18 protein-coding genes are annotated in these 17,958 nt (G+C 71.9%); 10 read left to right on the top strand and 8 right to left on the bottom strand.

Going from position 1 to position 17,958, the window contains the following annotated elements:
• Positions 1-286 precede the first annotated feature (286 nt).
• Genes ACTHJJ_RS13575 through ACTHJJ_RS13560 form a run of 4 tightly spaced genes read left to right on the top strand, consistent with a single transcriptional unit; the run spans position 287 to position 2,817 of the window.
• Entirely contained in the window at positions 287-976 is a 690-nt protein-coding gene (locus tag ACTHJJ_RS13575; RefSeq protein ID WP_440303470.1) for an energy-coupling factor ABC transporter permease, read from the top strand.
• Positions 973-1,317, top strand: a complete 345-nt coding sequence (locus tag ACTHJJ_RS13570; protein WP_440303469.1) for a PDGLE domain-containing protein — start codon at positions 973-975, stop codon at positions 1,315-1,317. The genes ACTHJJ_RS13575 and ACTHJJ_RS13570 overlap by 4 nt, the downstream gene beginning before the upstream one ends.
• Position 1,318: 1 nt before the next feature.
• Positions 1,319-2,083 (top strand): cobalt ECF transporter T component CbiQ, encoded by a 765-nt coding sequence (gene cbiQ / locus ACTHJJ_RS13565; protein WP_440303468.1) that lies wholly within the window; start codon positions 1,319-1,321, stop codon positions 2,081-2,083.
• On the top strand, positions 2,080-2,817 hold the full coding sequence (locus ACTHJJ_RS13560) for an energy-coupling factor ABC transporter ATP-binding protein (RefSeq protein ID WP_440303467.1): 738 nt from the start codon (positions 2,080-2,082) through the stop codon (positions 2,815-2,817). Before cbiQ ends, ACTHJJ_RS13560 begins: the two co-directional genes overlap by 4 nt.
• A 27-nt stretch (positions 2,818-2,844) precedes the next feature.
• Here the strand turns inward: ACTHJJ_RS13560 and ACTHJJ_RS13555 are convergent, their stop codons facing one another.
• Positions 2,845-3,255: a hypothetical protein gene (locus ACTHJJ_RS13555; RefSeq protein WP_440303466.1), complete on the bottom strand. Its 411-nt coding sequence runs from the start codon at positions 3,253-3,255 to the stop codon at positions 2,845-2,847.
• A 137-nt stretch (positions 3,256-3,392) separates the two neighbouring features.
• On the opposite strand from ACTHJJ_RS13555, the gene ACTHJJ_RS13550 reads away from it, so the two are divergent.
• The 5 genes from ACTHJJ_RS13550 (at position 3,393) to zwf (ending at position 9,690) form a co-directional block, all read left to right on the top strand.
• A complete protein-coding gene (locus tag ACTHJJ_RS13550; protein ID WP_440303465.1) occupies positions 3,393-5,471 on the top strand; it encodes a sensor histidine kinase in 2,079 nt (692 codons plus the stop codon).
• Complete coding sequence (locus ACTHJJ_RS13545) at positions 5,459-6,103, top strand: response regulator transcription factor (protein ID WP_440303464.1); 645 nt, start codon at positions 5,459-5,461, stop codon at positions 6,101-6,103. Before ACTHJJ_RS13550 ends, ACTHJJ_RS13545 begins: the two co-directional genes overlap by 13 nt.
• 181 nt (positions 6,104-6,284) lie before the next feature.
• Complete coding sequence (locus tag ACTHJJ_RS13540; RefSeq protein WP_440303463.1) at positions 6,285-6,473, top strand: hypothetical protein; 189 nt, start codon at positions 6,285-6,287, stop codon at positions 6,471-6,473.
• Between the two features lie 106 nt (positions 6,474-6,579).
• Positions 6,580-8,238: an ABC-F family ATP-binding cassette domain-containing protein gene (locus ACTHJJ_RS13535; RefSeq protein WP_440303462.1), complete on the top strand. Its 1,659-nt coding sequence runs from the start codon at positions 6,580-6,582 to the stop codon at positions 8,236-8,238.
• An 18-nt stretch (positions 8,239-8,256) separates the two neighbouring features.
• Positions 8,257-9,690: a glucose-6-phosphate dehydrogenase gene (gene zwf, locus ACTHJJ_RS13530; protein ID WP_440303461.1), complete on the top strand. Its 1,434-nt coding sequence runs from the start codon at positions 8,257-8,259 to the stop codon at positions 9,688-9,690.
• Positions 9,691-9,857: 167 nt separating this feature from the next.
• On the opposite strand, the gene ACTHJJ_RS13525 is transcribed toward zwf, so the two are convergent.
• Positions 9,858-10,919, bottom strand: coding sequence for a Gfo/Idh/MocA family protein (locus ACTHJJ_RS13525; RefSeq protein WP_440303460.1), 1,062 nt, complete (start codon positions 10,917-10,919; stop codon positions 9,858-9,860).
• Positions 10,916-11,473, bottom strand: a complete 558-nt coding sequence (locus tag ACTHJJ_RS13520) for a DinB family protein (RefSeq protein WP_440303459.1) — start codon at positions 11,471-11,473, stop codon at positions 10,916-10,918. Before ACTHJJ_RS13520 ends, ACTHJJ_RS13525 begins: the two co-directional genes overlap by 4 nt.
• Positions 11,474-11,530: 57 nt before the next feature.
• Between ACTHJJ_RS13520 and ACTHJJ_RS13515 the strand changes: the two genes are divergently transcribed.
• Entirely contained in the window at positions 11,531-12,706 is a 1,176-nt protein-coding gene (locus ACTHJJ_RS13515) for a diacylglycerol/lipid kinase family protein (protein WP_440303458.1), read from the top strand.
• 105 nt (positions 12,707-12,811) lie between these two features.
• Here the strand turns inward: ACTHJJ_RS13515 and ACTHJJ_RS13510 are convergent, their stop codons facing one another.
• From ACTHJJ_RS13510 to ACTHJJ_RS13490, 5 genes are all read right to left on the bottom strand, one after another.
• Positions 12,812-13,657, bottom strand: coding sequence for a methyltransferase domain-containing protein (locus tag ACTHJJ_RS13510; RefSeq protein ID WP_440303457.1), 846 nt, complete (start codon positions 13,655-13,657; stop codon positions 12,812-12,814).
• Positions 13,658-13,735: 78 nt separating this feature from the next.
• On the bottom strand, positions 13,736-16,054 hold the full coding sequence (locus ACTHJJ_RS13505) for a CHAT domain-containing protein (RefSeq protein WP_440303456.1): 2,319 nt from the start codon (positions 16,052-16,054) through the stop codon (positions 13,736-13,738).
• 283 nt (positions 16,055-16,337) lie between these two features.
• Positions 16,338-16,829 (bottom strand): hypothetical protein, encoded by a 492-nt coding sequence (locus ACTHJJ_RS13500; protein ID WP_440303455.1) that lies wholly within the window; start codon positions 16,827-16,829, stop codon positions 16,338-16,340.
• 1 nt (position 16,830) lies between these two features.
• On the bottom strand, positions 16,831-17,412 hold the full coding sequence (locus ACTHJJ_RS13495) for an RNA polymerase sigma factor (RefSeq protein WP_440303454.1): 582 nt from the start codon (positions 17,410-17,412) through the stop codon (positions 16,831-16,833).
• A complete protein-coding gene (locus ACTHJJ_RS13490; protein WP_440303453.1) occupies positions 17,409-17,912 on the bottom strand; it encodes a hypothetical protein in 504 nt (167 codons plus the stop codon). Before ACTHJJ_RS13490 ends, ACTHJJ_RS13495 begins: the two co-directional genes overlap by 4 nt.
• Positions 17,913-17,958 lie beyond the last annotated feature (46 nt).

Genomic DNA, 17,958 nt, shown 5'->3' with positions numbered 1-17,958 from the left:
TCGACGGCCGTGAAACCGCCGTATCTCTTGGTGAGTCGGTCAACTGTGATCATGCGTTCCAGCCTGTCGGGGCCCGGCCCGGGCGGCCATGAGGGTCCGACCTCAGGGGACCCTGAGCGGACCCTGACGCGGCTCAGGGTCGAGCCCGCACCGAGCCGGTCGTTCGTGAGCGAACACAGTGGTGGACCACCGCCTTCGACCTCGAACGGTCGGTTTCCGGAAAGAAGGGAAGGGATACCGGCGAGCCAGATGCGACTGAGTCGCATCTGGCCCTAGACTCGCCCACATGCACGTTCCCGACGGATTCCTCGACGCGCCCACGTCGATCGCGACGGCGGTCGTCGCCGCCGGCGGGGTGGCCGCGGCCCTCCGCGGCGCGCGCCGCGACCTCGACGACCGGACCGCGCCGATGGCGGGGCTCGTGGCGGTCTTCATCTTCGCCGGCCAGATGATCAACTTCCCGGTCGGCGCCGGCACCTCCGGGCACCTGCTCGGCGGGGCACTGGCCGCGGTCCTGGTCGGGCCGTGGCTCGCGACGCTGGCCATCACGGTCGTGCTGCTCGTGCAGGCGTTCCTCTTCGCCGACGGCGGAGTCACCGCGCTCGGCACGAACGTGCTGCTCATGGCGATGGTGGGCGCCTGGGTCGGCTATGGCGTCTTCCGGCTCTTCCGGCGGCTGCTCCCCCAGCGCCTGTCGTCGCTCGGCCTCGCGGCCGGCATGGGGGCGTTCGTCTCCGTGCCCCTTGCCGCCGCCGCCTTCACCGGTCTCTTCTCCATCGGGGGGCAGGCGCCGATCCCGGTCGGCTCCGTGCTGACCGCGATGGTCTCCGTGCACGTGCTCATCGGGATCGGTGAGGCCCTCATCACGGCCCTCGTCATCGGCTCGGTGGTCGCGGTACGCCCCGACCTCGTCCACGGCGCCCGGCCCCTCCTCGAGACGCGTGAACTGGAGATCCGTGAGGGGGTTTCGGCATGACGACGAAGCGGTTCGCGATCCTCGGCGTCCTCGTCGCCCTCCTCGTGGCGGGTGTCCTGTCCTTCTACGCGTCCAAGAGCCCGGACGGGCTCGAGCACGTCGCGGAGACGAAGGGATTCAGCCAGACGGAGACGGAGCACCACACGGCGAACGGGCCGCTGGCGGGCTATGAGGCCAGGGGCGTGAACAGCCCCCACCTGTCCAAGGGCATCGCCGGTGTCATCGGGGTCGGCGTGACCGGCGTCGTCATGGGCGGCCTGGTCCTGCTCCTGCGCCGCCGGGCCGCCTCGTCCCCCGCCGACGCCTCGCATCACGACCAGCAGCACGATCGTCAGCACTGACATGGGCGCCTCCCACGGCCACGCCCTGCACTACCACGGCCACTCGCCGGTCCACCGGCTCCCGGCACACACGAAGATCGTCGCGCTGCTCGTCTTCGTCCTCGCGGTCGTGGCGACCCCACGCACGACGTTCTGGCCGTATGCCGCTCACCTGCTTGCGCTGCTCGCCGTCGTCCGCATCTCGCGAGTTCCCTTCTCCTACCTCGCGAAACGGCTCGTCGTCGAGATCCCGTTCGTCGTGTTCGCCCTGCTCATGCCGGTCATCGCGACCGGTCCACGCGTCGAGGTCGGGCCGCTCCGCCTGTCCGAGGCCGGGCTCTGGGGCGCGTGGGCGCTGCTCGTGAAGGGCACCCTCGGCGTCCTCGCGTCATTGCTGCTCGCCGCGACGACCGAGCCGCGCGACATCATCGCCGGATTCGAGCGGCTGCGCCTCCCCCAGCCCCTCGTGCAGATCATGAGCTTCATGATCCGCTACCTCGAGGTCGTCACCGGGGAGCTGAACCGGATGCGGATCGCCCGTGCTTCCCGTGGCTTCCAGGCCAGGTCCATCCGCCAGTGGCCAGCACTCGGAGCCACCCTCGGCGCGCTGTTCATCCGGTCCTACGAGCGCGGCGAGCGGGTCCACCTCGCGATGCTCTCGCGCGGCTACGCCGGCCGGATGCCGACGCTCCACGCGCTGACCGCCACGCGCGCGCAGTGGGCAGTGAGCGGCATACTGCCCATCGCTGCAGTGGTGGTCTGTCTGGGAGGGATGGTGGGCACATGACAACGCCGGTGCTCGACGTGCGCGGCCTCGCCTACGCCTACCCCGACGGCCACCAGGCCCTCTACGGCGTCAACCTCCATGTGCACCAGGGGGAACGGGTCGCCCTCCTGGGCCCCAACGGCGCCGGCAAGACGACCCTCGTCCTGCACCTCAACGGCATCCTCACCGGAGGGACCGGGTCGGTCGCCGTCTCCGGGCTGCCGGTCACGAAGGACAACCTCCAGGAGATCCGGCGCCGGGTCGGCATCGTCTTCCAGGACCCCGACGACCAGCTGTTCATGCCGACCGTGCACGACGACGTTGCGTTCGGCCCGGCCAACCTCGGCCTCCGCGGGGCCGCGCTGGAGGCCCGGGTGCTGCGAGCGCTCGAGCAGGTCGGGATGGCCGACTTCGCCGACCGGCCGCCGCACCACCTGTCGTTCGGGCAGCGGCGCCGCGTCGCGGTCGCGACCGTCCTCGCCATGGAGCCGGAGATCCTGGTCATGGACGAGCCGAGCTCGAACCTCGACCCCGCCTCCCGCCGCGAGCTGGCCCACATCGTCGCCTCGCTCGACGTCACGGTTCTCATGGTCACGCACGACCTGCCCTACGCCCTCGAGCTGTGCGAGCGGGCGGTCATCCTCTCTGACGGGGTCATCGCGGCGGACGGCCCGACCCGGGACGTCCTCGCCGATGGAGACCTCATGGCGAGGAACCGGCTCGAGCTGCCGTACGGGTTCGTCCTGCAGTCCTGACCCGGCCGGCCGGGCGAAGCATGGCCCCTAATGACGCTCGTTGCGGCGGCGCACGGCGCGCCGATGGAGCGCCGCAGCGACCAGAAGGACTGCCGCCGCGACGAACCACACCAAGATCGCTGCTGCCTCGATCCACCTCGTGGGTCGGTCCACCAGCGCGGTCGACGGGTTGTCGGGATAGAGGTAGACGCCGACCTTGGTCCCATCGGGCGGCGCCGACAGCTGCGGGTAGTCCTGCGTGTACTGGGAACCGTTCACATCGTAGAAGACGATGCCGCCCTGCACGGTGCCGGTGACCCGCTCTCCGGTGAAGTACATGCTGTTCGGGGACTGCACCTCGAGGCCGATGAACAGCAGTCCGGCAACGACGAGGGCGATGGCCGCAATCGTCGTGCGATGACCGAGCCATTCACGAACTGCCAGGCCAGCCTGCGCCATACAACCTCCGTGGTCCGCTGTTTCATCGTAGCGATGGCATCCTGCGGAGCCGGCGAATGCGAGAGGCCCTCCAGATTTCGCGGTTTCTCGGTGCTGACACCGATGCGCCCGGCGCGCGCGCCTCCTAGCGTTCAGTCGTGGAGCCGGTTGCCCGTCCGTGCGCCGTCGGCGAGCATGACGCCATGCGAGCCGGTGCGGTGGCGCGGTGGGGTGCGGTCAGTGCGGTCCTCGTCCTGGCCGTCGGCGGGGCGGAGCTGCTGGGGGTCGCCTCGTGGCACGAGCCGGGGGCCGCGACGTCGTTCAGCGGCACGGTGATCTGGACGATCGCCATGCCGCTCACCGTTGCCGCGACGCTGGCGATCGCGTGGTGGAACGCCTTCCGTGGGGACGGCCGGCTGGCCCGGTGGTCGCTCGCCTCTGCCCTCGCGACCGTCGTCTACTCGCTGGCCTCCTCGGCCATGGTGTGGCTGCCGAGCCGCGGTGGTGCGGGGAGCCCGCTGCTCGCGGCCGCCGTCACCGTCGTCGCCTGCGGGTGGACCGTCGTGCTCGCGGTGCTCCAGGCGTCCGTGCTCACGGCGGGCGAGTCCGCGACGGGGCGGCCCTTCGCGCGACGCGCTCGGGCGGCGCTGCTCGCGGCCGCGTCGACCGTGCTCGTCGCCGGCATCCTCCTTCCGCCGCCGATGGAGACCCCCGACCCGGCCCAGGTCCCGACGCTGCTGCCTCCCGGGGTTGCCCGGTCGGCGGTCGCCGAGACCGTGACCGGCACCGTCGCAGCTCTCTGGATGCTGTCGACCCTCGTGTTGCCGACCGCGCTCTGGGTCGCTGCCGCCCGCGGCCGGGGCACGCGTCGGCGGCTGTACGCCCGACTGGCGGTCGGCGCACTGCTGCCGCCGATGGTGATCCTGCTGTGCGGCGTGCTCGGCGTCATGCTCATGGCCGGCGCCGTCGGTGACGCGGAGATGGGCGCACTGGCGGGCGGCTTTGCCCTCGCCCAGCCGGCCACCCTCGTCTGGCTCACGCTGACGGTGCGAGACGCCACGGCGGTGTCGCGTCCGGCGATGACGACGGTGCCGGCGATGGTGCGCGTCCTGCTGTGGGCCGGATACGCCCTCGCGGTGTTCCAGGCGTCGGCGCCGCTCGGCGCCCTCCTCGGGAGCCACCCGACGCACGGCGCCCTCGCCTCGACACTCGTCATCGCCGTGACCGTCGTGCCCTGGGCGATGCTCGTGCGGTGGTGCGTCGGCAGGTCCGACCCGCGAGCGGCCTTCCGCGCTGCGGCTCGGGACGCGGCCGGGGAAGGACTGCCCTCCGCGTTGGTCGCCGAGCACGCCTTCCGGGAAGCGCTGGGGAGCACGGAGGCACGTCTGCTGCTGTGCCGCTCGCCGCGACGCTGGATGGCGGCGGACGGCTCGGCCGCCCAGCCGCCTCCCTCCGGCATCGGGACGGTCGATGACGTCGCCGTGCTCGACCTCAGGGACGAGGCGGGCCGCACGATCGCCGCGCTCCTCCACCGGTCGCGGTTCGTCGACACCCGGTCACTCGTCACCATCGCCCGCCCCATCGTCGAGCGGGCCCTCCTCGAGGCAGACGTCCACGAGCAGGCCGACCTCGCCCTCGCCGAGCGGCGCCGGGCGGACGCGGCCGCGTACGAGGCGCGGCGCCGGATCGAGCGTGACCTCCACGACGGCGTGCAGGGCCGTCTCGTCTCGCTCGGGCTCGGCCTCAGCCTCGCGAGCGACCAGTCCGCGGACCCCGTTGCCCGCGACCTCATGGGCAGGGCCGTCGCGGGCATCCACGAGGTCGTCGCCGAGCTGCGGGAGCTCGCGAGCAGCTCCATGTCGTCGCGCCTGACCGAGCAGGGCCTCGCCGCGGCAGTCGGAGACCTGGTTCGGCGGATGCCGCTCCCGGTGCAGGTGGACATTCCGGCCCTCACGGTGCCGGCGCCGATCGAGGAGACCGCCTACTTCGTCATCGCCGAGGCGCTCGCCAACACCGTCAAGCACGGCATGGCCGCGCGCGTCCACGTCACCGTCGCCGTCGGCACCGAGCTCGTCGTCACCGTGGCGGACGACGGCATCGGCGGGGTCGATCCGCGGCTCGGCACCGGGCTGCGCGGCCTGCAGGAGCGCGTCCACGCCGTCGGCGGCCGGCTCGTGGTCAGCGATGCCCGGCCCCACGGCACCCTCCTCGAGGCGGTGCTGCCATGCGTGTCGTGATCGCTGAGGACCTCGTCCTGCTCCGGGATGGCATCGCCCGCGCCCTCGCGGCCCACGGCATCGAGGTCGTCGGCTGTGTCGGCGACGCAGGCGCCCTCGTCGAGGCGGTGGCCTCGCTGCGCCCCGACGCCGCCATCGTCGACGTGCGGATGCCACCCACCTTCACGGATGAAGGTGCACGCGCGACGCTCCTGCTTCGCGAACGCTTCCCCGACCTGGGCGTCCTCGTGCTGTCGCACGCCATCGACCCACAGCTGGCCCTCGAGCTCGCTGCGCGAGCGCCCCGCGGCTTCGGTTACCTGCTCAAGGACCGGGTCATCGATGTCGCCGCCTTCGTGGACACGGTACGAGCGGTCGCGTCCCGCCAGACGGTCATCGACCCCGAGGTCGTCGACCGCGGCCTCGCCGCCCGGCGCACCCCGCTGGCGCAGCTGTCCGGGCGCGAGCTCGAGGTGCTCCGCGAGCTGGCCCGCGGCCAGAGCAACGCGGCGATCGCCGGCACGCTCTTCCTCTCCGAGCGAACGGTAGAGGCACACCTCCGGTCGATCTTCCTCAAGCTGGACCTACCTCCCGACACGGACTCGAACCGTCGGGTCCGGGCCGCCTTGACCTGGCTCGCGGAGCAACCCTGACCCGGTGCCGAATTGGTGCTGCCACCGATGCGGTGCAGCGCCCTCCCCCCGTAGCGTCGTGGCATCGGCCTTGACACGGACAGGAGGAACTCTGATGAACCACCGGAAGCGCCCTGCCACGCAACGGATTCGGACCCTGCACCGCTGGATCTCATTGGGTTTCATAGCAGTTGCCATTGGCTTGGTCATCGACACCCTGGTCCACGAGACCCCCTCTTCGGAGCTGAGCCTGATGGCCCTCATCTCGCTCGTCCTGCTCCTCCTCACGGGCGGGTGGCTCGCCCTGCACCACTACACGGCGACTCGTCGCGCCGGCCGCCGCCGGGCCGTCCTCGCCGGCTCACCACAGGTCGCCGCCCCGCCCGAGTAGGCGACCGACAAAGGGATGGACCGAGGCCCCACGCAGCCGCTACCGTCTCCTCTCGTGTGGATTTCCTGACGCCCCGAGCCCATGACCTCGCGACCTCAGGACCCGTATGCCCACCACACTCACCATCACCGACCTCGACGTCGCCTTCGGCGCGCGCACCCTCTTCAGCGGGCTGGGCCTCACGCTCGCCGATGGTGACGTGACCGTCGTCGTCGGGCCGAACGGCTCCGGCAAGTCGACGCTCATGCGCATGATCGTCGGCGACCTGCCGATCGAGCACGGCTCCATCGGGCTCGCCCCGCGCGACGCGACCATCGCGTGGCTCCCGCAGGTGCTCCCGGACGCCGACGAGTCGCTGCTCGACTACGGCCGCCGGCGCACCGGTGTCGCCGCCGCCGACGCCGAGCTCGAGGCGGCCGCCGCAGCGCTGTCGTCCGGTATGCCGCTCAGCGAGGACCGCTACGCGGCCGCCCTCGAGCGCTGGCTGGCCCTCGGGGCGGCCGACCTCGACGAGCGCCTGCCCGAGGTGGCCGCCCGGGTCGGTCTCGACATCGACCCCGGCCGGCCCCTCGGCTCGCTCTCCGGCGGCCAGGCGGCCCGAGCCTCGCTCGTCGCCGTGCTGCTCAGCCAGTACGACGTGCTCCTGCTCGACGAGCCGACGAACAACCTCGACAGCCGGGGGCTGGAACTCATGGCCGAGTTCGTCCGGTCCCACACCGGGCCCGTCCTGATCGCCAGCCACGACCGGTCCTTCCTCGACGCCGTAGCCACGGACGTGCTCGAGCTGGACCTGCACCAGCAGCAGGTGCGGCACTACCGTGGCGGCTGGTCCGACTTCGTCGCCCAGCGTGAGCTGGTGCGGACCCAGGCCTGGAGTGCCTACGAGGAGTACGCATCAGCGCGGGACTCCCTTGCCGCGCAGGCGAAGCAGCGGCAGGACTGGGCGACCCGTGGGCGCAGCAACGTCGCGCGAGGCGACGAGCCGGACAAGCACATCCGCGAGAAACACCGGGCACGGGCCGATCGGCAGGGCGCCAAGGCGGCCCGGATCGAGCGCTCGGCCGAGCGGTTGGCCGTCGTCGACCAGCCCCGGAAGGAGTGGCAGCTGCGCTACTCGATCGCGGAGGGCCGTCCCTCAGCCGACGTCGTCGCCTCCCTCGCCCAAGCCGTGGTCGAACGCGACGGCTTCCGGCTCGGCCCTGTCAGCCTCACCGTGGCGCGGGGGGACCGGATCGCCGTCGTGGGAGACAACGGCAGCGGCAAGACAACCCTCCTCGCGGCACTTCTCGGTCGGCTGCCACTGGCGTCGGGACGGCAGTCGCTCGGCACTCGGGTCGAGGTGGGCGTCCTGGACCAGCGACGCCGGCTGCTCGACTCGGACCAGGACCTCGTCACCGTTGTCCGCCACGCCCTCGGCCCCCACCCGAGGACGGGTGACGAGTGGCCCCTCGCCGACGTCCGGACGCTCCTCGCGAAGTTCGGCCTCGGCTCGGAGCACGTCCACCGGCCGGCTCGCAGCCTCTCGCTGGGCGAACGGACCCGTTCTCTCATGGCGCTCTTCCAGGGCCGCGAGGTCAACACCCTGGTCCTCGACGAGCCGACCAACCACCTCGATGTCACCGCCATCGAGCAGCTCGAGGCCGCCGTCGCGGCCTTCACCGGGACGGTGCTCGTGGTCAGCCACGACGAGAGCCTGCTCCACGGCATACGGCTCACGCACCGGTGGCAGGTGCGCAACGGCACCGTCGAGACGGAGGCCCTCTGACGTGCCAAGGTGGAAGACATGTCAGCGACGACCGTCGTCCTCTTCGGTGCCACGGGTGACCTCGCCAAGCGCAAGCTACTGCCCGGGCTGCTCCACCTGCACGAGTCCTGCCTCCTCGCGGGGCTTCGCGTCGTCGCGACGTCGCTCGAGGACCTGACTCGCGAGCAGTTCCTCGACCTCGTCTTCGCCGCGGTCAAGGAGCACAGCAGCCGGCCGGTGACCGCCGAGGACCTGGAGGAGTTCTCCGGCCGGATCCATTGGGTGCCCGGCAAGGACGGCATGTCGGGGCTCAAGGCAGCGGTGGCGGAGTCGGACGTGAAGCTCGGCGGGGAGTCCCAGCTGCTGCACTACCTGTCCGTGCCGCCGAAGGCGGCGCTTGCCGTGGTACGCGAGATCGAGGAGGCGGGGCTCGTCAAGGGGTCGCGGATCATCATGGAGAAGCCCTTTGGGACGGACCTCGCCTCGGCGATCGAGTTGAACGCCGAGCTGCACAAGGTCTTCAAGGAGGAGCAGATCTTCCGGATCGACCACTTCCTCGGCAAGGAGGCCGCGCAGAACATCCTCGCGTTCCGCTTCGCGAACGGACTGTTCGAGCCGATCTGGCACCGCAACCACATCGACCACGTGCAGATCGACGTGCCCGAAACGCTCGGTCTTGAGCAGCGCGCCGACTTCTACGAGGCGACCGGAGCCTACCGGGACATGGTCGTCACCCACCTGTTCCAGGTGCTGGCGTTCACGGCGATGGAGCCGCCGACCGCTCTCGAGCCGGAGGCGATCAGCGAGGAGAAGAACAAGGTCTTCCGGTCCATGGCGCCGATCGACCCGCACAACGTCGTGCGCGGGCAGTACGTCGGCTACCGGGACGAGGAGGGCGTCGCCCCGGACTCGGAGACCGCGACGTTCGTGGCGCTGAAGTGCTTCGTCGACAACTGGCGCTGGGCGGGGGTGCCGTTCTACCTGCGGACCGGCAAGAAGATGGCCGAGGGCGCCAGGATTATCTCGATCGCGTTCAAGGAGCCGCCGCAGTCGATGTTTCCGCCGGGGTCGGGCGTCGGCGACAACGGCCCGGACCACCTGACCTTCGACCTCGCCGACCGGGCACGGATGTCGCTGTCGTTCTATGGCAAGCGGCCCGGCCCCGGGATGAAGCTCGGCAAACTGTCGATGCAGTTCTCGATGCAGGACAGCGATTGGGCCGGCGCGGCGCTGGAGGCGTACGAGCGGCTCATCTATGACGCGGCCCGCGGCGACCGGACCCTCTTCACGAGCGCGGAGGGCATCGAGCGGCTCTGGGAGGTCAGCGAGCCGTTGCTCAACAACCTGCCGCCGGTCCGGCCGTACCACCCGGGAACGTGGGGGCCGAACCAGATCCACCAACTCATCGCGCCGTTCGCTTGGCGTCTGCCGTTCGAGCGGCCCTGGCGTGACCCGAACATGTATGGTGCCTGACCCAAGCGGTGAGGACACGAGCGAGGAACGGGCGAGGCCCGGAGCGGCGATTCGGCTCAGGCGCCAGAAGGGATGGTGCCTGACCCAAGCCGTGAGGCCGCTCGCATCGGGTCCTCAGCACTTCGGGACCCCGGGGTTACCGAAGTGCTGAGGAATCAGGATGCAAGTCACTCGCCGGGGTAGGTGACCCCGATCTGGCGCCTGACCTCGTCCATCGTCTCCATGACTCGCAGCGTCGCCGCGTGCGGCATGGACGGCGTCTCCATCTCCGCGGAGACGAGGCAGCGGGCGAACTCCGCTGCCTCGTAGGCAAACCCGTGGACCTCAGGCCCGAAGGCGCCGTCCCATTCGTCGAGGACCGTGCCATCGAGGGCGCGGAGCCGGACCGTCGTCGGGGCGTAGAAGCGGCTCTCGAGCTCGAGCCGGCCCAGGGTCCCGGTCACAGTCGCGGTGCACGGGCCGGCACCGAGCATCGACGCCGAGACCAGGGCCTGGGCACCGGACGCGTGGGTCAGCACGATCCCTGTGGTCGCGTCGACCCCGCGGTCGGTCAGCGTGGCGGCGGCCGAGATGAGGCTGGGTCCGCCGAGGACGAGGTCGGCGAAGCTGATCGGGTAGACGCCGAGGTCGAGCAGGGCGCCGCCCGCGAGCTCCGGGGCGGCGAGGCGCTCCGGGCCGGCCGGGTAGAGCCTCTGCGAGTGGTCCGCGAGGACGTGCACGACGTCGCCGATCACGCCACTGGCGGTGGCCTGCCGGACGATGTCGTAGTGCGGCAGGTAGCGGCTCCACATCGCCTCCGCCACGAGGAGCCCCGCCTGCCGAGCGGTCTCGATCACCTCGCGGGCCTCCGCCGCGTTGCGGGTGAAGGCCTTCTCGACGAGCACCGGCTTGCCGGCCCCGATCGCCATGAGGGCGTGGGCGTAGTGCTCCGAGTGCGGTGAGCTGACGTAGACGGCGTCGATCTCCTCGTCCTGCACGAGGTCGGCGTAGCTGCCGTAGGCCCGGTCGATCCCGAACTCCCGTCCGAACACCGCGGCGCGTGCGGCGTCCCGGGAGCCGACCGCCACGACGCTCGACGCGGTGCCGTCCCGCACGGCGCCTGCGAACGCCCGGGCGATGCCACCCGGTCCCAGGATCCCCCACCGGATCGCGGGTGCACTGCGGGGCTCGGCGACCCGCGGCTCCGGCAGGACGTGCCGCTGTATGTCGCTCAGCTCGGTCGCGCTCATCCGCGTACGTCCCAGAGGTGGTGCGTCAGGTCGTGGAGGAAGTAGAGGCCGAGCGTGCGGGCGGTGAACTCCGAGCCGTCGCTGCGCAGCCCGGCCCAGTTCCACTCGTCACCGTCCGGGCGGTCGAACGCTTCAGCCGCTGCGTCGAAGGCCGCCTCGAGCTCACCCCTGACGACGCCGGGGTCCGAGCGCCAGTAGGCGCCCTCGTCCGCCGCCGCGTCCTGGTCCCAGTTCGCGAAGCGGACCGTCTCGTGGCCGCCTCCGGCCAGGATCTGCTCCAGGCGTCCACGCATCACGTCGCAGACGTCGCGCACATGACAGCTGTACTCGAGCGGGGACCACACCCCGGCCGCGGGCCGAGCCCGCACGTCCGCGCGACCCAGCACCGCGGCATACCGCCGCTTGTCGTCGCGGACGACCTCCGTGACGGCAAGGGGACTGACCTCGTTCGGGTCGAATCCACAGTCGGGACAGCGCCGCGTGACGACCCACGTCCAGTCCGAGGTGTCCGGGGTGGCGGGCCCGGGGTCGGTCAGCTCGTTCCGATCAGCCATGCCGCCACTGTATGACCGCGCATCCGCCTGCGGGTGACGCTCGGGTAACGTGGTCCGGTGCTCAGCGAGTGGTTACCGTGGATCGTCGTCGGTGGCGTCGTCGTCCTCGGACTCATCGCTCTCGCGCTCCTCGGCCCGGCGGCTCCGAGGCCCCTGTCGGGCAAGGGAGTTCGTAGCCGCCGCCCGCATCGGAACCATTTCCGGCAGGGCGACCCCCCCGAGCTGCCGGTCAAGCACGCCGCGATCGTGCTCAACCCGACGAAGGTCGCCGACGCCGCCTTCGTCCGGGCCGAGATCCGCCGGATCTGCGCTGCCGAAGGGTGGGGCGAACCCCGCTTCTACGAGACGACGATCGAGGACCCGGGCGGCGGACAGGCCCGTCAGGCGGCGGAGGAAGGCGCGGCCGTCGTGTGCAGCCTCGGCGGGGACGGCACGGTGCGCATGGTGGCGTCCGCCCTCGTCGGCACCGAGACGGCTCTCGGGATCCTTCCCGCCGGGACCGGCAACCTCCTGGCGCGCAACCTCGACATGCCCGTCGGATCGCTCGAGACCGCAATGCGCGTCGCCCTCACCGGGCGCAACCGGCGGATCGACGTCGGCGAGCTGGTCATCGGCCGGCCGCAGGGCGACGCGGCCGCGGCCGGCAACGGCGGGGGGCCCAACGGTGCGGCGCACGTGGCGTCGGACGGGACGGGCAACGACGACCCGGTGCCGGCGGAGCCGGAGCGGCACCGCTTCCTTGTCATGACGGGGATCGGCATGGACGCCGCCATCATGCAGGGCACCAACGCGAACCTGAAGGCGACGGTCGGCTGGGGCGCCTATGTCGTCTCGGGGGTCAAGCACCTCGTCTCACCCGAGTTCCGGGCGTCCTTCCGCCTCGACGCAGACGCCGAGTTCAAGCGGCGGGCGCGGGCCATCATCATCGGCAACTGCGGCCGGCTCCTCGGCGGCCTCGTGCTCATGCCCGACGCGCGCGTCGACGACCAGCGGCTCGACGTCGTGATCGCCTCCCCCAAGGGGCTCGTCGGCTGGGCGCCCGTCATCGCCCGGGCGCTGACCCGCCAGCGCAAGGGTCACTCGACCCTCGACCACAAGGTCTGCGAGGAGATCCGCGTGCGCACCGACCGGCTCCTGCCAGTCCAGGTCGACGGCGACGTCGTCGCGGAGGCGAACGAGATCACCGCCTCCGTCCTGCCGGCATCGCTGACCGTCCGGGTCGCCCACCCCTGACGCCCACGCTCACGCCTTGGCTCACTCGAGCCCTCTGCTCGAGCGAGCCGAATCGGCGCTCCGGGCCTCCCTCGCTGGCGCTCGGTCGGGTCCTCACGCCTTGGCTCACTCGCGGCGTCGGCCGATCACGGCAAACATGGTGATGGCGAAGAACGCCTCGCCCGACTCCGCCGCCGCCCGGATGGACCCGAGGAGGTCGTCCGCCTGGGCCTGGCTGAGCAGCCCGCGGTCGACCCCGAGGCGAGCGTTCTCGGTGATGAACCCGGCCCTCAGCACCGCCTCGCCCTGCAGGACGATCGCGGCAGAGCCGACGTCCGCGTCGACCATCAGCCCGGCTCCCCGAAGCTGGCTCGCGAGGTCGCGCCCCGAGTGCGGGTTGCTGATCCGGGACAACGCCGCCGCCCGATAGGACGACATCGTCTCGGGGTCCGCCTCGGGCCGCAGGATGGCGCTGCCCCAGTCCGAGTCAATGACCCCGACGCGACCGCCGGGCGCCAGCACGCGCGCGAACTCGGCGACGGCACGCTCCGGGTCAGCGAGGTGCTGTAGCACGCGCTCGCAGCGCAGCACATCGACCGAACCGTCGTCGAGGGGCAGGGCGAGCGCCTCTCCCGCGACGAACCGCGCCACCGAGAGTTCCTCGCGGCACCGGCGCTCGGCCTCGGCCCGCAGGCCCGGGTTCGGCTCGACCCCGATCGCCTGCCCGCGCTCGCCGACGAGCGAGGCGAGCCGCCGGGTCTCCGTCCCGGAGCCGGACCCGACATCGACGGCGACATCGCCGGGTCCCGGCGAGAGGGCGTCGAGGGTCAAGTCCCGCAGCCGCCGCACCGCCGGCGACGACTCCTGCACGTCGAGGATGGCGAGCATGGCCCGCACCTGCTCCGCCGACGTCGCGTCCACCGTGAACAGGTGCTCTGGCATCGGCTCCCGGACGTCACCATCAGTGCCCACCTCCTGAGCATGACTCAGCCGGGACGACACGCGGGGATGGATCCCCGCAGCTCTCGGCGTGTCCCCACCGAAGGCGGGTCAGGGCACGAACCGGCCCCCGAGGCTGAGGAACGACGCCGCGACGGGGTCGGTCCCGGTGATCGCTTCAGCGAGCGCCTCGTCACTCGAACGGCCCCGGGACAGGGCCCGGTGATGGGCGACCATCGCGTCGGCCGCGATCTCATCGGGGACGGGGGACACGGCCGCGACGACCGAGCGCGCGCCGAGCGAGATGACGGAAGCGGCGAGCCCCAAGGACTCCTCCCCCGGGCGGAAAGTCGCCGAGCCGACGTCGCACGCCGACAGGACGACGTGGTCGGCCCGGACACCGGTCGGCTGCAGCTCGTGGGCGAAGACCGGCCCGTCGTGGAGGGCCACGCAGGAGAAGAGCGGCGACTGCACCTCGTGAGTGCCGTGCGCGGCGACGTGCACGACGCCGGGTGACGCGAGTGCGTCGACGAGTACTCGGGCCCTCGACGGGCTGACGACCTCCGCGGCGTCACCCCATGTCGCGGCGATCGCGTCGGCCTCGGCCCCCGCCCTGGCGAGCGACGGCCCCACGCTGACGTGGACGGTCCGTCCTGGCTGGGGATGCTCATCGACCGTCGGTGTGCCCGACCGCCGTGCATACCCGGTCAGTGAGCGGGCGACGGTCAGCGGCCTGCCAGCCAAGGAGGGCAGCAGAGCCCACGGCAGGGCCGACAGCTCGTGGCAGGTGACGAGGACGAGCCCGGCCGCCCCGCTGCGCCAGGGTCGGATGACTCCCTCGTCGAGGGCAGCCGCGGCCGCGCGAAGGGATCCCCAGACCGCCGGTGCGAGCGCTCCGAGGTGCTGGGTCGCGACGGCGCGCAGATCGACGCGGATGCGTTGAGCCAGCTCGGCGGCCTGGCCGAACGGCATGAGCTCCCTGACGGCGGCCCGGCCGCGGATGATGCCCAGGGCGCAGAGACGGTCGTCCTGCCTGAAGAGCCAGATCAGGTCCCGGTCGTCCTCGGTGAGCACCTGGCGGGCCTCGCGGATCCGAATCGGTGCCGGGACTGCCGACTCGGCCTCGGCCGTGAGGGCCCAGTCGCGCGCGCGGATCAGGCGCTGGAGCCCGTCGGCTTCGCGTTCGAGCTCCGGGTCGCGATCGGGCTCGGCCCGGATCCGGCCCCGGACGAGCCGCAGCCGTTCGGTCAGCCGGGCGAGCTCCTCGTCGGCGGGCCGACCGAGGGAGGGGAGCCGGTCCGTCGCGCTGCGCCACCGCTCGAGGGTGGTCAGCACGGTCGGCGCACCGTGCGCGAGCGCGAGTCGCAGGTCGAGCCCGGACAACCACGCGCCGTGGACCGCTCGGGCGGTGCGGACGTCGAGGCTGGCACTGCCCTGCTGGCCCGCCTCGAGGCGGCGCGCGGCACTCGAGAGGAGCCGCCGGGCACGAGCCGTGTCACCGGCGGCGGCCTCGACGGCAGCGGTCACGCCGACGACGTTGAGCTCGTCGGAGAGCGATACCGGTTGTGAGGCGCGCCCGGCCAGACGCTGCTGCGCGCCGACGAGGTCGCCGCCGAGGAACAGGGCGGCCGCGCCGGCCACCCGGGCGTTGTCCGCCAGCCGGTGGTCCCCGAGCGTCGTCGCGGTCCGGACCAGTTCATCGGCTCCGACGGACGTCGCGCGCGCGGCCGCAGAGGCGCTCTCGCTCCCCCGGTGACCGCCGTGGCGCTCGAGATCGGCCAGGAGGCCAGCCAGGCTGGCGCGCCCGGCCCAGGCGGTCGCGCCGAGTCGGGCGAACGCCGAGCGAGCCCGCTCGGCTGCCTCGCTCGCCAGGTCGTGGTTCCCCTGCAGCTGCTCGGCCCGCGCGAGCTCGAGGTCGAACTCGGCGCGCAGCTGGTCCTGTCCGTCCCCGGGAGGGCCGACGATGCTCTCGGCACCGGAGTGCAGCATCTCGACCGCCTCGGAGACCAGTCCGGCCTCGAGCAGCACCCGGGCACGGTCCAGCACGGTGGGGGCACTTGAGAAGTCGGTCTCGAGCTCTGCCGCCGCGGCCATCGTCGTCAAGGCCCCCGGCAGATCACCCAGGAGGTATCGGGCGTACCCCTCGTTGTGCCGGGCCATCTGCGCCTGGGCGACGAACCCGCTCTGCTCGGAGAGAGCGGCGGCCTCATGGAAGGACACGATGGCGCGTCGGGGGTCGCCGGTCTCGAGCGCGAGCATCCCGCGGCTGAGGAAGACCGAGCACTGCTCCACCGGCGTGAAGGCGGAGAGGTGGGCCACGGCCGCCTCGATGCCGGCCGAGGCGGCCGCCAGGTCGCCGGCTCGTCCGTGGACGTTGGCGCGTTGGTATGCCACCCGGGCGCCGAGGTCCGAATCGCCCAGCTGGTCCACGACCCGGGAGGCTTCCTCGAAGCGCCGCTCGGCAGCCTCGAGCCCATAGAGAAGGAAGTCGGTGAGCGCGAGGGTCGTCAGGGTCTTGCACCGCAGGACCAGCAGGTCCCGGTGCGGAGCGACGCCGCCGGCACGGTCGATCGCGTCGAGGGCAGCCTGAAGCGACCGCTGCGCCTCGATGGGGCGCCCGGCGCTGTTGTCGGCGGCGGCCTGGTCCCGGAGGGCGCGCGCTTCCTCGAGCAGGTCGACGATCGCTGCCTCACCTCGCCTCTCCGGGCCGGTGTCACACCTCGATCGTGGGGGTGATGACCGGCCGCACCTTCGGGTCAGAGGGGTCGACTCGGATCACGAAGTGAATCGGCCCATGGGGTAGATCATGGATGACGAAGCGCCCGTGCGCATCGGTTTTCTCAGTCACCGCACGGTCCTCCATGACCGCCTCGACGAGGCACTCCGGTCGCGTGGTCCACCCGTCGATCCGGACGTGGCCCGGCACGGACTCGCTGGGGCTCACGGACACCATGAGGTTCACGGAGGGCGCGGCGAAGGTGACCGAGTCGATCCGGGTCGACTCGACACCGGCCTCGGTGCCCCGGGTCGCGAGGAGCGCCGACTCCATCAGCTCCGCGACCTCGGCGTGAAGGGCCTGCACCGTGATGGCGAACTTGAGCCGCTCGCCGAGGCCGGCCGGCACGGGGTCGGCATGGGCGAAGAGGTCCCGCATGAGGCCGAGGTTGGCCACGTCACGCTCGTCGATCGCGTCGTTGTGGGACATGTCAGACCGCCCATCCGGGGTCGGAGCCGAGGGAGACCCTCAGCTTGTCGAGGCACCGGCCGCGGGTCGGACCGATGCTGCCGATCGGCATACCCAGCGAGGCCGCGATGGCGGCGTAGTCGGGCTTGTCGGCAAACGCAATGACACGTAGGAGCTCCTGGCAGCGCGGCGAGAGCACCGCGATGTGCTGCCAGAGGACCCGCTGCCGCTCGCCGAGGATCGACTGGGACTCCGGGTCGAGCTGCTGGGCCGGCGCCTCAGGCACCTCCTCGACGCCGATCTCGCGGCGCTCGCCGCGGACGAGGCGCCATACCTCTCGCTTGACGACCACGACGAGCCAGCCGAGGACCGCGGCCGGCTCCTTGATGGTCTCCGCCCGGTCGACGAGCTGGAGCAGCGCGGTCTGGATCGCATCCTCGCAGGTCGAGGCGCTCGCGCCCTGGGCCCTGGCGGCGTGCCAGAGCACCGGAGTCACGAGGTCGACGAGATCGGACAGCCGCTGCCGGTCACCGGCGAGATACGCGGCGAACGCTTGGCCGGACAGGGTGCCGACGCCGTCCGGCGCCGTCGGGGTCGAGCTCATGGACGCTCCCCTTTCAGACATTCCTTGAGGGCACGGACCGCCCGCCTGCGCATCGCGACGTCGCTCACGTCGGTGAGGTCGTCACCGGAGTCGATCAGCTGGGCAGCGAGCTGCGCAGCCAGGACGGGGGTCGCGAACGACGTCCCACTCCAGGCGGCGAAGCCGAGGCTGTAGTCGTCGGGATCGACGGTGCGCCGCTCCCCGCCCACTCCCGCCACCGTGCTCGCCCCAGCCGCGCCGTTGATCTGCGGATACGTGCTGACGACCGAGACACCGGGCCGGTACGCACTGACGACGGGCAGCGCGTTGGAGAACAACGCGATGCTCGAGCCGTCCGGGTTGTGCGCACCGACGCTGGCGAGCGGCGGCTGGCTCTTGTCGGTCACGCGGGCCGGAGGCCGCTTGGCCAGCGCGGCGGGGACGAACGGCAGCTCGCAGCCCTCGTTGCCGCCGCCCGCCCCCACCAGGACCCCGTGGGCGGCGAAACCGTCGAAGACCAACTTTACCGGTACGGAAATGTATTAATCGTCCTCCGCGTATTATCCG

Origin of the sequence: Intrasporangium sp., from assembly GCF_051961875.1 — a bacterium.
Taxonomy (GTDB): domain Bacteria; phylum Actinomycetota; class Actinomycetes; order Actinomycetales; family Dermatophilaceae; genus Intrasporangium_A.
Note: the sequence above shows the minus strand (reverse complement) of the source record. Positions and strands in the feature narration are given on the sequence as shown.